Source organism: Polaribacter sp. HaHaR_3_91, from assembly GCF_019278525.1.
Lineage (GTDB): Bacteria > Bacteroidota > Bacteroidia > Flavobacteriales > Flavobacteriaceae > Polaribacter.
The window spans coordinates 1897504-1912220 of record NZ_CP058986.1 but is presented as its reverse complement, the minus strand read 5'-3'; the positions used below and the strand labels follow the sequence as shown (position 1 = coordinate 1912220).

14 protein-coding genes are annotated in these 14717 nt (G+C 29.1%); 2 read left to right on the top strand and 12 right to left on the bottom strand.

Going from position 1 to position 14717, the window contains the following annotated elements:
- Positions 1–38 precede the first annotated feature (38 nt).
- The 10 genes from H0I27_RS07970 to H0I27_RS07925 all read right to left on the bottom strand — a co-directional run bounded on the left by H0I27_RS07970 (position 39) and on the right by H0I27_RS07925 (position 9982).
- Positions 39–749, bottom strand: coding sequence for a LytTR family DNA-binding domain-containing protein (locus H0I27_RS07970; RefSeq protein ID WP_218733422.1), 711 nt, complete (start codon positions 747–749; stop codon positions 39–41).
- Positions 750–754: 5 nt separating this feature from the next.
- Complete coding sequence (locus H0I27_RS07965) at positions 755–1072, bottom strand: Hpt domain-containing protein (RefSeq protein ID WP_218733420.1); 318 nt, start codon at positions 1070–1072, stop codon at positions 755–757.
- A 2-nt stretch (positions 1073–1074) separates the two neighbouring features.
- Positions 1075–2118, bottom strand: coding sequence for an ATP-binding protein (locus H0I27_RS07960; RefSeq protein ID WP_218733418.1), 1044 nt, complete (start codon positions 2116–2118; stop codon positions 1075–1077).
- Positions 2118–3263 (bottom strand): FIST signal transduction protein, encoded by a 1146-nt coding sequence (locus H0I27_RS07955; RefSeq protein ID WP_218733416.1) that lies wholly within the window; start codon positions 3261–3263, stop codon positions 2118–2120. Before H0I27_RS07955 ends, H0I27_RS07960 begins: the two co-directional genes overlap by 1 nt.
- Positions 3264–5627: a PAS domain S-box protein gene (locus tag H0I27_RS07950; RefSeq protein ID WP_218733414.1), complete on the bottom strand. Its 2364-nt coding sequence runs from the start codon at positions 5625–5627 to the stop codon at positions 3264–3266.
- A 76-nt stretch (positions 5628–5703) separates the two neighbouring features.
- Positions 5704–6243 (bottom strand): heme NO-binding domain-containing protein, encoded by a 540-nt coding sequence (locus H0I27_RS07945; RefSeq protein WP_218733412.1) that lies wholly within the window; start codon positions 6241–6243, stop codon positions 5704–5706.
- Between the two features lie 2 nt (positions 6244–6245).
- Positions 6246–6659, bottom strand: a complete 414-nt coding sequence (locus H0I27_RS07940) for a response regulator (protein WP_218733410.1) — start codon at positions 6657–6659, stop codon at positions 6246–6248.
- Between the two features lie 179 nt (positions 6660–6838).
- Positions 6839–7507, bottom strand: a complete 669-nt coding sequence (locus tag H0I27_RS07935; RefSeq protein ID WP_218733408.1) for a bifunctional 4-hydroxy-2-oxoglutarate aldolase/2-dehydro-3-deoxy-phosphogluconate aldolase — start codon at positions 7505–7507, stop codon at positions 6839–6841.
- 112 nt (positions 7508–7619) lie between these two features.
- Entirely contained in the window at positions 7620–8837 is a 1218-nt protein-coding gene (locus H0I27_RS07930; RefSeq protein ID WP_218733406.1) for a 6-phosphofructokinase, read from the bottom strand.
- A gap of 98 nt (positions 8838–8935) precedes the next feature.
- Positions 8936–9982, bottom strand: a complete 1047-nt coding sequence (locus H0I27_RS07925) for a sugar kinase (protein WP_218733404.1) — start codon at positions 9980–9982, stop codon at positions 8936–8938.
- Positions 9983–10136: 154 nt separating this feature from the next.
- Between H0I27_RS07925 and H0I27_RS07920 the strand changes: the two genes are divergently transcribed.
- Positions 10137–11165, top strand: a complete 1029-nt coding sequence (locus H0I27_RS07920) for a LacI family DNA-binding transcriptional regulator (RefSeq protein ID WP_218733820.1) — start codon at positions 10137–10139, stop codon at positions 11163–11165.
- 52 nt (positions 11166–11217) lie between these two features.
- Positions 11218–11868: a peptidoglycan-binding protein gene (locus tag H0I27_RS07915; protein ID WP_218733403.1), complete on the top strand. Its 651-nt coding sequence runs from the start codon at positions 11218–11220 to the stop codon at positions 11866–11868.
- A gap of 35 nt (positions 11869–11903) precedes the next feature.
- On the opposite strand, the gene H0I27_RS07910 is transcribed toward H0I27_RS07915, so the two are convergent.
- Both H0I27_RS07910 and H0I27_RS07905 read right to left on the bottom strand, forming a co-directional pair.
- Entirely contained in the window at positions 11904–12440 is a 537-nt protein-coding gene (locus H0I27_RS07910) for a M48 family metallopeptidase (protein ID WP_218733401.1), read from the bottom strand.
- Between the two features lie 593 nt (positions 12441–13033).
- On the bottom strand, positions 13034–14686 hold the full coding sequence (locus H0I27_RS07905) for an alpha-amylase family glycosyl hydrolase (protein WP_218733399.1): 1653 nt from the start codon (positions 14684–14686) through the stop codon (positions 13034–13036).
- Positions 14687–14717: the final 31 nt, after the last annotated feature.

Sequence of the window (14717 nt, the reverse complement as noted above, 5' to 3'; positions counted from 1 at the left end):
TAACTATAGATGAGCTGTAAGACTTGTTTAGACAAGCATTAAAGTAAGTCTAGTCTTTTCATTAATTCTGGACGTTTAGACCTACTAACAGGGATAACATCTTTTTTGATTAAGACACTATTATCTTCAATATCTATAATTTTTTTAATATTGATGATATATGAACGATGTATTTTTAAAAAAAGGGATTCAGGCAACTTCTCTTCTATCTTCTTAAGTGTAGAGTGAACCGTATAATCTTTGGTTTCTGTTTTTATTTTAATATAATCTCCTTTAGCTTCTATTAAGTAAATACTTGGTAAGTCTATTTTTATTAATCTACGATCGATATTAATATAAAAATCGTTATCAACTTTTTTAGAATCAACAACTTCTTTTTTAGGTTCATTAATAGAAATCGTTTTAGTTTCTGCTTTAAGAATAGCTTTCTTAAATCGAGGAAATTCTAACGGTTTCAATAAATAATCTATAATAAAATCATACTCAAAAGCTTCAATGGCAAACTTAGGATCTGAAGTTGTTAAGATAATTTTAGGTGGGTTTTTTAAGGTTTTTATAAAGTCTAATCCACTAAAACCAGGCATATGGATATCTAAGAAAATTAAATCTACCGTATTTTCTATCAAATATTTCATGGCTTCAATAGCTCCAGAAAACTCTTCAACAACGTTTAACGACTTAACTTCATTACAAAGGGTTTTTATAATAGCCCTTGCCATTTTTTCATCATCAATAATAATACAATTCATAAAACTTATATAGTTTCTATATAGTCTGAAATTGCTTTTAAAATTTTATCAAAATCTTCCTGACCTTCTAAACTTTGTTCTCTAAGATTATGTTCAAACTTATTTGCCATTTCGTAACTCTTTTCAAGTCCCAAAATACTAATTTTATGTTTAATCTTATGAACATTTTCTTCAATTTTTTTAAATTGTTTATGCTCTAAGCTATTATGGTATTCTTTCTTTTCTTCAGGAAACTCTGTTTTAATCACCCCAATAAGCTCTGCTCTAATAGATTCATCTCCTCTTGCTAATTGTTCTATATATATTAAGTTTGGTTGTTCCATCTTTATTTTTTTATGCTAAAGTAAAAAGTAGAACCCACATTTTGCTCAGATTTTAAATAAATTTCTCCATTATATACTTCAACAATTTTTTTTACGATAGACAAACCTATTCCAGTAGATTTATAATCATCTTCTAATTTTTGAAATGCAACAAATATTTTATCAAAATATTTGTTATCAATTCCATTTCCATTATCCTCTATGTAAAATTTCCAAAAATCAGAATCTTCAGTAAAACCTATTTCTACCGTAGGTTCTTTTTTATCATTAAATTTGACAGCATTATCTAATAAATGTAAAAATAATTGCTCTAATCTAAATTTATCACCTTTGATGGTAGGTAATCTTTCAGGAATTATATAAGTAGCGCTATTTAATTTTTCTTCTTTCTTTTTTAAGTTATTTACTAAATCATTTAAATTTACATCATAAATATCTTTTTCCATTCTACCGATTGTAGAGTATTCTAAAATTCCTTTTACAAGTGTGTCCATTTTCTCTACATTGTCTCTAATAAATTGTAAATTTTCCTTTCCGGCAGCATCTAAAACCCCAGAATAATCTTCTAAGACCCATGCAGTCAAAACTTCAATGCTTTGTAGAGGAGATTTTAAATCATGAGAAACCATGTGAGCATAATCATTTAATTCCTGATTTTGTCGTTCTAAATTTCTTAAAAGTTTATCTTTTTGCTGATTAATTTTAATGATTTCTTTAGTTTGATCATCAATAAAGTCAACCAATTTTAAAGAATCTACGCTTTCTTTAGGACGGTTATTTTTTAAATCATAAAACTGTAATTTGTCTATGACACTTTCTAATTTTGAGATTACTTTTTTCTGAGAATCAGATTCTTCTCTAAGCTGCTCATTTGCACAAAATAGCTCCTCAGAACTAAATTTAGTAGCTCTCTGAAGCATTAAAAACTGCTCTTCTGAAGTAGTATAAGATTTATCAACAGCATCTAAGAACCGCTCTAAATCTTCATTAGATTGCAATTCTTGGGGTAGATACTTTCTTATTTGTCTTTTTAATAAAGAATTCATTATTCGCTTATTAGTGTAACTGTCATGGTTTGGTTATGAAGTTGACAACTATTTTCTCCAATAAAAGGAGCAATTTCTCCATAAGAATACAAGCCTGTTATTGTTGTTGTATCTCCTACAACTTCTATCACTTCTTCTACCTCTTCTTCTACTCTTTGGTCTAAAACCAATTTTCTACCAATACAGCTTACTAAAATTGCTAATTCTGGTTTTTTATTTCTAAACTCTAGTGCACTTTTAGCCGCTTTTTCTGCTGCATTTACAATATTATCTACATTGGTCATCATTAATTGTACTTTAGAATTCTCTAAGATATCACCAGCCAAAATCATAGAATTTTCAGCTTCGTTTATATTTAAAATACTTCTTACAATCGTATTGTGTCCATTTTCTGTTTTTACATTTAATGGATACAATAAGGCTGCTCCTGGCAATTCTTTAGATTTTTCTCCTAAATATTTTTTGTATAAATCTAATGCTGGTAAGTTATCTAATTCATATAACGTATTTCCTTCAGATTTTGTTACAATTCGTTCTGGTCCAAAAGGAGTCCAACCTCCATTAATAGAAAATGTTATTTCTAAAGATTCTCCATACAAACCAATGGCAACTATTTCTCCTGGTTTTGGTTTTTCGTTATAAGAAGCTATTGTTTTTTCAAATCTAGCATCATCACCACACAAAGCTCCAGTAATTAATAAGTTATTATCTGTAGCCGAATTCATGCCTTCTGTTAATTGACTACCATTTATAAAACTACCTTCAGAAACTACAAAAATGTGCTTTAGACCTTCTTCAGAAAATTGGCTAATTAAATCCTTTCCAACTTTAAAACTATCTACTTTAGCATCAGAAGCAGCATTTAAAACATTTGTAGTTTTAATAATAAAATTACTTTTTTCAAACTCTATAGCTGTAATAGTAATACTTTCATCATCAATAGATTCTGATGAAATATCTCCACAAGCCGAACCAAAAACTATATGTCCGTCTTTAAATTTGTCTCTAATTTCTTCAAAAATAATTTCATCTTCTAATAAATATCTATTTCCAAATACAAGTACTAACGGTGCTTTTAAAGTTATATTTTCCGATAAGTATTTCCAATCAGCATTTTTATGTTTTTTAAGTTGTACGGTTTTCATTTAAGTTTTTTTAATGGTGAAATAAAAAGTAGTTCCCTTATTTGGTTCACTTTCTAACCAAATAGCTCCCTCATGTAAGTCAATTATTTTTTTTACAATTGACAAGCCTATTCCTGTTGAATCTTCTCTTTTATTTAAAGAGGTAAAAACTTCAAAAATTTTATCATGATATTTCTTTTCAATTCCAATACCATTGTCTCTTATAGAAAATTGATGGAAAGTAGTATCTTCTATATAATCTACTTCTACAATCCCTATTTCTTTGTCACAAAATTTAATTGCATTACTTATAAAATTTTGAAATAACTGCTGAAATTTTGTTTTATCTCCTTTTATTATCGGTAATATTTTTAAGACATTAACAGAAATATTTTCTGGTATAAATAAAACCTTTTGTAAATCGCATAGCGTAGTATTTAAATCTACCTCTTCATCTTCTTGTGTAATAGAACCTGCACTCGAATACTCTAAAACATCAGAAATTAATTTTTCCATAGTTTCTAGTGTAGTTTCTAAAAGGTCAAAATTTTGAAGTGTTATTTCATCAAATTTTCCTTCATTATCTGTTTTAATCCAAGAAATTAAAGCTTCTAAACTTCTAAGCGGAGATTTTAAATCATGAGAAACAATATGTGCGTATTCATGCAAATGTTCATTACTGTTTTCTAATTCTTTTAAAATTTGTTCTTTTTGTAATTCTAATTTTTTAATTTCTGTAATATCAAGACTCAAGGCAATAGACCCAATATTTTCTCCAAATAAATTGTAATTAGGAGCAGCACTTACCAACCAATATTTAGTTTCTCCTTTTTTATTTTCCGTTTTAATTTCATAAGAAGTAGACTCACCTCTAAGTCGTTTTTCTTTTTGATTTTTTAAAACCTCCGGACTACCTTTTAATGTAAAAATATCACGACCTACTTTTCCTAATAATTCTTCTTTGGCATAACCAGACATTTCTAAAAAACTTTGGTTTACCATCGAAATTTGATCATCTATATCAATCTCTAGCAATCCTAAATTCATATTAGCTATAATATTGCTGTATTTTTCTTTTTCTACCTCTAAACTTAAGTTGTATTTCTTCTCTAAGGTTACATCACTAAATGCCCATAAATAACCTTTTATTTTACCGTTAACTATAACAGGTGTATAATTTCGTTCTAAAATTTTACCATCAACCATTTCTAGTTCTTCACCAAAAACAGCTACTTTATTTTCTACAATTTCATTCATTCTTTGAACAAAATTAGAAGAGTCTTTAAATAAAACTTTATTCTGTTCAGATGCTTCTCTACAATCCATACCTATTAAATCAGTTGGTTGTACATCTATATTAAATAGTTGACAAAATTTGGTATTGGATAAAACTATCTTTCTATTTTCATCTTCTAAAATAATACCACTATTTAAATTTAAAACAAGCGCAGATAATCTATTTTCTGATTCTATAATTTTTTCTTTATCTAATCTTTCTTTCTCAATATCTTCTACGGTAACTACATTATAGTTAATAATATTATTGTCATCTTTTACGGCAGTAACTGTAACTTTTGCCCATAAAACATCGCCATTCTTTTTTATATATCTTTTTTCTAAATTGTAAGTACTTATTGCTCCCTTATAAAGTTGATCTGTTAGTTTTTTAGATTTTTCTATATCATCTGGGTGTGTTAAGTCTCCAACTTTAATATTATCAAATTCTTCTGAAGAATAACCTAACATTTCTTTTAAAGAATTATTTATTAATAATAATCCTTTTTGATCATTTCTAGATAAAGTAATACCAATAGGAGAGTTGTTTATAATAATACTTAACTGGTGTTTTTGATCTTCTAATTGCTTTTTCATCCTTACCCATTCGCTAACATCTCTAATAATACCTTGGGCAGCAATTGGTTTATTTTCTTTATTATAAATTAAAGAACAATTTACTTCTATCCACTTTAGATTATTATTCTTATCAACAATTCTTGCGGTATAATCATTAAAAGACCCCTCTGTGTATAATTTATTAAAAGATTTAGCGGTATATTCTAAATCTTCTTTATAAACAATTTTCGAAAGATTAAATGCCTCTTTATTTATATCATAGCCAAAAACTTCTACAGCAACTTCATTCATCTTTAAAACATTTCCATATAAATCCATAACTAAATATGCATCATTAATGTTTTTAAAAACTCCTTCTAGTGTAGATGATTTCTCGTTTAAAAGTTCTGTTAACTCTTCAGATTTAGAATATAATTCTCTAGACTTATCTTCAAGAATTTTTTCGGCAGCTTTCCTTGCTGCTTTTTCGCGTTTTAGAGCGCGTTGTAATATTCCTATTTGGTCTTGATTTTCTTTTAAAGGGGTATTCATTTTATATTTCTTTTATAATATAGCTCTTAAATTTATTTTTAGCTCATAAAAAATTCTGATATAAATAAAACCTTTTTTAAATTTTGTGGACAATAAACCTTACTTCTGTTCCGTCTTCTTTAATTTTCTCTAAAACAATAGATGCCTTTGCATTAAAATGTTCAAAAGTTTTGTTCATTAAACCTAATCCAAAGTGATGCATTGCTCTGCTAGATTTATAAAGCATTATAATAGAGTTATCTGTTTTTTCTTCTACAACAAATGTTGGTAGTTCTGCATCTGGATATATTTTTTGAACTTCTACATGTATATGATTTTCTATAGAAGCTAACATTTCTATTGGGTCTTTATATGTTTCTAAAAGACCGGGATAACTCGTTTTTATAACGGAAAAAAAATGTTCTGCATAAACCAAAAGTAAATCATCTGTAGAGATACCTGTATTACCACTTAAGTTAGTTACCAATTGTAACATTTCAGAAAAACTATAGGTTCCTATAGATGTGTACACTCCTTCAGAGGCTAATTCTGATTGAGAAATAATTTTATCAACCATTTCTAAACCAAACTTTTCCTCAACTAAATCTAAAAACTCTGTAAAAACTATCCCCTTCATCTTTAATATTTTTTTAATTCATTTGTACTCCAATAGGATAAAACTTTTTCAATTTTATGAACATAATCATCATATTTTAAAGGTTTTAAAATATAACCAGAAACCCCAATTTTATAGCATTGGTCTAAATCTCTTTGATTATCTGATGTGGTTAAAATTACAGTAGGAATATGCTGTATACTTTCATCTTTTTTTAAAATAGATAAAAATTCTATACCACTCATTTTTGGCATGTTTAAATCTAATAAAATTAAATCAGGAAAATTACTTTTATCTTCTAAAATTTTTAAAGCTTCCTCACCATTTTTAGCTTCTTGAATTGTATGTTCTAATTTTAATAATGAAAGTGTTCTTTTCATTTTCATTATTTCAATTAGATTATCTTCTATTAATAATATTTTTAAGCTCTTAGACATTTCAGAAGTTTTTAATTTATATATACAAATCTAAGTTAATTTAATTGACCATTATTTAGATGGTTGGTCAGGAATGTTAAAGTATCGACGAAATGCAAAAAAGTATAGACCACATTTAATTGTAAAAACAAAAAAGCTCCAACTTTTCAGTTGGAGCTTTTTGTATTAAATAGTTTAGACTATTTTCTTACTGCTTTTACAATAGCTAAAGCTGCTCTCACATCTTTTTCTAATTTAGCATAATCTTTATTTGCAATAATTTCTTTTGAAATTAATTTAGATCCCATTCCAACACAAGTTACACCTGCATCAAACCAACCTTTTAAATTTTCTTCCGTTGGAGAAACTCCACCTGTTGGCATTAAGCTAGTCCAAGGTTGAGGCCCTTTTACTCCTTTAACAAATTGTGGTCCATAAATATCACCAGGAAATAATTTTACGATTTCACATCCTAATTCTTCTGCTCTAGTAATTTCTGTTAAAGTACCACAACCAGGAGACCATAATACTTTTTTACGGTTACAAGCAATTGCAATATCTTCTCTTAAAACCGGAGTTACAATAAAGTTTGCTCCTAAAGCCATGTATAAAGATGCTGCTCCTGCATCTGTTACAGATCCAACTCCCATAATCATACCTGGTAATTCTGCAATAGCGTATTTAGTTAACGCTCCAAAAACTTCGTGAGCGAAATCTCCACGTGCTGTAAACTCCATTAAACGAGCCCCACCATCGTAACATGCTTTTAATACTTTTTTACTTAATTCTATATCGTTATGAAAAAATAAAGGAATCATTCCTGTTTCTTTCATTACTTGCGCTACTTCTAATCTTGAAAATTGTGCCATTTTATTTTGTGTTTTTTTAACTGTTTGTTTAATCCTTTACTTGGTTATTGTTTAATTACGTAATTTAAAATTGCAATTAATTTAACAATTAAACAATTACACGAATTAAATATTATACCCAGTTTAATATTTTTTTGAAATCGTATGCTTCCGGATTGGTAACATATTTTTTCGCATTTTCATAGTCTTTTTCTTTTAAAAAGAATAAGTTTTGTATGAATAATTGTGCCATATCAGAATTGATATCTACTAATCTTGGTGGAATTTTACCCTTTTCATCTTCAAAATCTTTTAGATATAAAGGTGAAATATCTCCATTAGAATTAGCACTTACAATACAACCTGTAATACCTTGATCAAATAATTTTTTAACTCCAATACCAAGTAAAGTACATAAAGTTAAATCGAACGCTATAGGATTGCAACATCTTAATTCATATCCCAATTCTACTGGTCTAGATTTAATATTTAATCCTATTTCTTTTAATTTAACTTGCAGTAAGTAATTAAATATATGCGATTTACTTACGTTTCCTAATTCTGGATGTCCGTGATCATCATAGGTAAAGTTAATCCCTGAATTGATAATTTCTTTCTCTTCCATAAAGTGAAAAACACCTTCGCTAATTAAAGCGACACCGTATTCTACCCCCATAACCTTACATTTTATAATAGAAGAAATAATCATATTGATTAACTTCTCAAATGTAATCGTTGTTTTGTTAAACATTTCTGGAATAATCACCATTTGAAAATGACATGCCGAAGCAATTCCAAACGCCAAATGTCCTGCAGAACGTCCCATTGCAGACATTACAAACCAGTTTTGACTGGTTCTAGCATCTTCATAAACGGTATTTCCAATACGAACACCTTCATCTTTTGCTGTATGAAAACCAAATGTTGGGTTTCTATCTGGCAAAGGTAAATCGTTATCTATTGTTTTTGGAACATGGATATGTCTAACGTCTAATGCTTCACTTTTTAAATATTTGGTTAATCTATTTGCAGTAGAAGCAGTATCATCTCCTCCAATAGTAACCAATAATTTTACGTTATTTTTCTTAAAAAAATCTGCTTTAAAATCACTGTCTTTAGGTTTAAATCTACTCATTATAAGACTAGAACCACCTCTACTAAAAATACGATCTGCACGATGAAAATCAAAAATCTCCAATTCAGGGTTTTCCGAAAGCAATCCTTGATATCCATGATGAACACCAATAACTTCATAACCATCTTTCATAAAGGTTTTAGCAACAGTACTAATTACTGTATTAATTCCTGGAGCAGGACCACCTCCACACATTATAGCTATAGATTTCTTCATATTATATCGTTGATTTTAAAGTTAGTATATGTACAGTTATAAATTTGTTTAACTGTTAAATAGTGTAAACTACTTAACAGTTAAACAAAAAACTAGATTTATCTAGCTACTCTTCCAGATGCATCACCACCCATAAGTTTATTTACTTCTGCAACTGTAACTAAGTTTGCATCACCTTTAATAGTGTGTTTTAAACAAGATGCAGCAACTGCAAAGTCTAATGCATTTTGATCGTTATCTGGGTATGTTAATAATCCGTAGATTAAACCTCCCATAAAAGAATCTCCACCACCTACTCTATCAACAATATCTGTAATTTGGTATTGACGCGTTTGTAACATTTCATTTCCATCATATAAAACTCCTGCCCAAGTATTGTGAGATGCAGAAATAGAACCTCTTAAAGTAGTAATTACTTTTTTAGCTCTTGGAAATTTTTCCATCATTTGCTTACAAACAGATAAGAAAGCTTCTGCTTTTACATCATGTCCTGCTGTTTGAACTGCCGCTCCATCAGGCTTAATTCCGAAATGCATTTCTGCATCTTCTTCATTTCCTAAAACGATATCACAGTAAGAAGTTAATTCAGTCATAATAGACTCTCTATGAGCATCATCACAGAAATTCCATAATTTTGCACGGTAGTTTAAATCTGTAGAAATAGTAATTCCTTTTGCACTAGCTGCTTTTAAAGCTTCTAAAGTTACATCTGCTGCACCTTGAGAAATTGCAGGGATAATACCTGTCCAATGAAACCATTCACATCCTTCAAAAACTGCATCCCAATCGATCATTCCAGACTCTACTTCTGCAATAGCAGAATGCGCTCTATCATAAACCACTTTAGATCCTCTAGATACAGCTCCAGTTTCTAAGAAATAAATTCCTAAACGGTCTCCTCCATAAACAATCTTATCTACACCAACACCTCTTTTACGCATTTCCATCATTGCACACTCACCAATATCATTTTTTGGTAAACGCGTTACAAAATCTACATCAATTCCGTAGTTTGCTAATGATACTGCTACATTAGATTCTCCACCTCCGTAAACTGCATCAAAATTATTTGCTTGTGAAAATCTTAGAAATCCTTGAGGAGCTAATCTTAACATGATCTCTCCAAATGTTACTACTTTTGCCATTTTAATCCTTTTTTTAATATTATAGTTAATTGGTTAAACGTTTAAGCAATGTTTCAAAATAAAATCAAAAGGAAAGAAATGAACTATCGTTTTGATTATATTAAATATCGAATTATATTTGCTTAATCGATTAAGCAAATATATAAAAAAAAGTATTATCAAAAAGAAAACTACCATAAAAGATATTGCAAGTGTTTTAAACATCTCTCCAGCAGCTGTTTCTAAGGCATTACATAACGATTCTCGAATAAGTGAGAAAACAAAAAAAGCCGTTAGACAAGTTGCAAAAAACCTAAACTACCAGCCAAATCACCTAGCAAGTGCTCTTAGAAGTGGAAAAAGTAAACTAGTGGGTGTGATTGTTCCTAGAACAAATAGCAATTTTTTTTCTTCTGTAATACAAAATATAGAAGAAGTACTAAATAAAGAAGGCTATAACATTATTATCACCCAATCTAACGAATCTTTTAAAAAAGAATGTGCTAGTATAGATACTTTATTATTTACTCAAGTAGATGGTATTATTGCTTCCATGGCAAATGAAACTGTGGACTTAAGTTATTTTGAAAAAGTTAAAAAAGCAGGAATTCCTTTGATCACATTTGATCGTGGAGAAAATGATTTAAATGTAGATTATATCGGTATAGATGATTACAATAGCAGTCATTTAATAGTCGCACATCTTGCAGAACAAGGATGTAAAAGAATTGCACATATTGGTGGTTTTAAACGTACCCGAATTTTTAACAACAGAATTAAAGGATATATAGATGCTTTAAATAAACACAACTTACCTCTCATAGATGAGTTATTGATAGAAAGTAACTTAACAACTGAAGATGGTAGAGAAAAAATGCATCAATTACTAGCGTTAGAACATAGACCAGATGCTGTTTATGTAGCTGGAGATTATGCCGCTCTTGGTGCTTTACAAGTGTTAAATGAAGAAAAAATTAGTATTCCGGATGAAATAGCTTTGGTTGGTTTTGGTAATGAACCTTTTAGTTCTATGGTTACTCCTTCTATTACAAGTATAGAGCAACATAGTGAGGAAATTGGTAAACTAGCTGCACTTTCTTTTTTAGAACATGTTAAAAATGATGTTGTAAAACAAACACTTACCAAAAAGATTTTAGATGTAGAATTACTTATTAGAGATTCTTCTAATAGAAAACACTCCTAACCTTTTCTTTTGCTTATTTTTGTTAATACCTAATAGACAATAATCAAACCTTATGAAACAATTAATTATTTTACTTTTATTGATTATTGCCTTTTTTATTGGTTACGGACAATATTCTCAATATAAAAGATTCAATTCTCCTAATGTTGATTATAAAACGACAAAAGAAATAGATAACGCTTATTACAACCAGGAAACGGTTATCAATTATTATAAAGCTATTGAAGATTTAAATAGTTTTGTAAAACTGCAGTGGACAGCTAATAATATTGATGTTAGAACTCCTGAAGAGGATACAGAAGAAACCAAATTAGCCGTTAAAAAATATGCAGATAAAGTTGCAACTATTAAATTTTATGAAAGTAAATTAGAAAAATCTGCTGTATTAAAAACGAAAGGTTTGTCTAATGAAGAAATTCAGTTTTTAGAAAATACCGGAACCGACTTAAAATCTCACCAAAAATCAATTGCAATCAATAAAATTAAAAGTATGTTTAATCCTGATAAAACAATGCTTTATGGGTATAAAAGTGCTTTGATATTTGAAATTCAAAAGCAATTAAATCAAAAGGGATTCAATATAAAATTAGATGGGTTTTATAAGCTCGAAACTTTAAATTCTATTAAAGATTTTGAAGAAAAAAACAACCTTTTTGTAGATGGTGTTTTAGACGTTTTAACCCTAGACGCCCTATTTGAATAAAAAAGATGTTAGCTTTTTCTGCTAACACCTTTTACTTATTTCTTGTTTTTAGAAGTCTTACCTGGTTTCTTTGTTGCTTTTGCTTTCTTTTTCTTAGGCATTTTTCCTTTTATTCTCTCTTTTTCGATAACAATATCTGCCATAAATTCTGAATTAAAAGTATGCTCTTTTGCTAACTTTATAAAAGTAAGCGCTGTTTTATAGTCTTTTAATTGCTCATGCAAAATTGCTTTCTTTAGATATAAAAGTGCTTTATCAGATCCTTTTACTGTTAAAGCAAAATCTATAAAATCTTCTACTTCTTTATAATCTTCATTCCATAGAAGTGTATTAATATAAGGTGTATATACCTCAAAAGCATGAATATTTTCTGCCAAAGCTTGTTTAAAATACACAATTGCTTCTTCATATTTATACAACTTTTCCGCATAAACCCTACCCATTAAAGTTAATGCCATTGTATTTTTATCATCATAAGATAATGCAAAATTTAAAGCCTCCATTACCTCCTCCAAATCGAAAGGGTAGCTCTCTAATGCTTTAAAAATATAATTATTTACTAATGTCCCCATATTATTTCTTTATTTGTCATTTTACAAAATGACTCTTTATTTTCTCAAAAAAATATCGTTTTAAGTTGACTGCAACCGACTTAAATGATACTTCTTTTTGTGCACTTGATATTATAATTTACAACTTTTTTTTATAATATCTAAATAACACACTTACTTTGTTTATCTATTCATTAATTATGCCAATTTGTAATAGGCACTTACTTTATGAATAATTGCTAGTTAAATTGCTTTTAAATACACTGTTTTTAGCAAGTACAAAAGTACGCTCTGTTTGTGCTATTTTTGTGGATTTTTTTATTATTTTTTTTATAGACTTTTCTTTTTTTTTAAAACAGAAAAATGAAAATAAAATACAATCTAAAAACAGACTTCTTTATATAATTTTTAAAATTCTATTCATTCTTTTATTTTACTCTTTTGTTAGCAAACGTCCTTGCGTTAGGGATTGAAACGGCATCCTTTTTGTTTTTCTCAAAAAGATATAGTGTAAAGCCCGACCTTTAGGTAACGCCCTGAAAATAAATTAGTATACATAAAAACGTCCAAAAATAAATTTTGAACGTTTGTATTACTAGTTTAATAATTAAAATTTACTGTTTTTCTAACAAAACAAGATCAAATTCTGAGTTTACAACGACTTTTCCGTCTTTCACTTCTACAGTTTGGTTAGAATAAAAATCATTCAATTTCTCTCCATTTTTAAATAATGATAAAACCTCAATTTCTTTATTTCCTTTCTGTAAATTGATACCCACAATAATTTTATCTTCTTTTCTAACTCTCGAAAAAACAACTCCATTTTCTTTTGTAATAAGGGAGTGTTTCCCTGCACCTACCCCTGGATGATTGGCTCTAAACTGACCTAATTTTTGCCAATGCTCTAAAATTTTCTGAGTTTCTTCTTTCGATTGAATGTCTTCCCAATTCATAAAAGAACGCAAGGTTGCATCGCCAACAGCGTCTTCTATTATTAAATTTCTTGCCGATTCATCTCCATAATATACTTGTGAAGTCCCCGGAGTTAATAGCAACATAGTGGCTGTTTTATAAGGCTGTTCTCTTTCTTTATCAAAAGGCTGACCATCATCATGAGAGGTTAGATAATTCAAAACTCCGTATCCCTTAAAATCTGTATTTAAAAGTGAATCGTATTTTTGAAAAACAGCTGTTTCTGCCATTTGTTTCACATTCCATTTCAATTCAAAATTGATTAAACTTTGAAAAGCATTGTCATAATAATTAATTTTTTCTCCACCTAAATCAAATTCTTTTCCATCTGATATCGTGTAATTATACACCTCGCCTACTAAATAAAAATTATTTTCATCTAAAACTTTCTCAGGATTATTTTTTTTATAAATAGCAAAAGCGGCATCACACTCTTGCTTAAATTCTTGCCATACAAATTCTTCTGTATGTTTTACGGTGTCTACCCTGTAACCATCAATTCCAAATTCAGTAATATAATCCGTTAGCCATTTCATAATGTAAAAGCGAGGTGCTCTTGGGTGACCAGTTCTTGTAAAAAACTCCTCTAATTCTTTTACTTCTAGCTCGTAACGTCCTTCTGCTTTCCACTTTTCTACCAACTGAATTGGCAATTCTACAGCATTATTACTTTCTGTTTTAATGTCTGGTAAATTCTCTACCAACGTACAAGAAACCGTATGCTCATATGAATCATACGTACACGTAGGCTCTGTTCTTACCCAATCTGAAGGCCATACAGGATCTTTTTCTGTAACAGGCCCTGTGTGATTGATAACGGCATCTAATAAAATACGAATTCCGTTTTTATGCGCAATAGCCACCAATTCTTTCAAGTCTTCCTTAGTCCCAAAATTTGGATCTATACTTGTCCAATCTTTTGTCCAATAGCCATGAAAACCATAAGATACTCCAGTTCCTTCATCGGTTCCACCATGAATTTGCTCTACAATTGGCGTCATCCAAATAGCATTAATTCCTAACTTGGTAAAATAACCTTCTTTTATTTTTTGAGTAATTCCTTTAATATCTCCACCTTTAAAACCACGTAACTTCCCTGTTTCTTTAGTCCTTTCAAAATTAATATCATTGGAGGTATCTCCGTTATTAAAGCGGTCTGTCAATAAAAAATAAATATTTGCGCCTTCCCAAACAAACTCTTTTTGAGCAGTTTGTGTTGCTACTTTTTCTTTTGATAAATTTTCTTTACAACTAAAAATAGATGCTAAGAAGATGAAAAAAACAAGGTTCTTCATAATTATATTTTATGTTTTAAACCTCAAAAGT

Excerpts from the sequence above, each read along its gene's own strand:
- H0I27_RS07970 (WP_218733422.1), bottom strand. The coding sequence starts at position 749 with ATGAATTGTATTATTATTGATGATGAAAAAATGGCAAGGGCTATTATA.
- H0I27_RS07965 (WP_218733420.1), bottom strand. The coding sequence starts at position 1,072 with ATGGAACAACCAAACTTAATATATATAGAACAATTAGCAAGAGGAGAT.
- H0I27_RS07960 (WP_218733418.1), bottom strand. The coding sequence starts at position 2,118 with ATGAATTCTTTATTAAAAAGACAAATAAGAAAGTATCTACCCCAAGAA.
- H0I27_RS07955 (WP_218733416.1), bottom strand. The coding sequence starts at position 3,263 with ATGAAAACCGTACAACTTAAAAAACATAAAAATGCTGATTGGAAATAC.
- H0I27_RS07950 (WP_218733414.1), bottom strand. The coding sequence starts at position 5,627 with ATGAATACCCCTTTAAAAGAAAATCAAGACCAAATAGGAATATTACAA.
- H0I27_RS07945 (WP_218733412.1), bottom strand. The coding sequence starts at position 6,243 with ATGAAGGGGATAGTTTTTACAGAGTTTTTAGATTTAGTTGAGGAAAAG.
- H0I27_RS07940 (WP_218733410.1), bottom strand. The coding sequence starts at position 6,659 with ATGTCTAAGAGCTTAAAAATATTATTAATAGAAGATAATCTAATTGAA.
- H0I27_RS07935 (WP_218733408.1), bottom strand. The coding sequence starts at position 7,507 with ATGGCACAATTTTCAAGATTAGAAGTAGCGCAAGTAATGAAAGAAACA.
- H0I27_RS07930 (WP_218733406.1), bottom strand. The coding sequence starts at position 8,837 with ATGAAGAAATCTATAGCTATAATGTGTGGAGGTGGTCCTGCTCCAGGA.
- H0I27_RS07925 (WP_218733404.1), bottom strand. The coding sequence starts at position 9,982 with ATGGCAAAAGTAGTAACATTTGGAGAGATCATGTTAAGATTAGCTCCT.
- H0I27_RS07915 (WP_218733403.1), top strand. The coding sequence starts at position 11,218 with ATGAAACAATTAATTATTTTACTTTTATTGATTATTGCCTTTTTTATT.
- H0I27_RS07910 (WP_218733401.1), bottom strand. The coding sequence starts at position 12,440 with ATGGGGACATTAGTAAATAATTATATTTTTAAAGCATTAGAGAGCTAC.
- H0I27_RS07905 (WP_218733399.1), bottom strand. The coding sequence starts at position 14,686 with ATGAAGAACCTTGTTTTTTTCATCTTCTTAGCATCTATTTTTAGTTGT.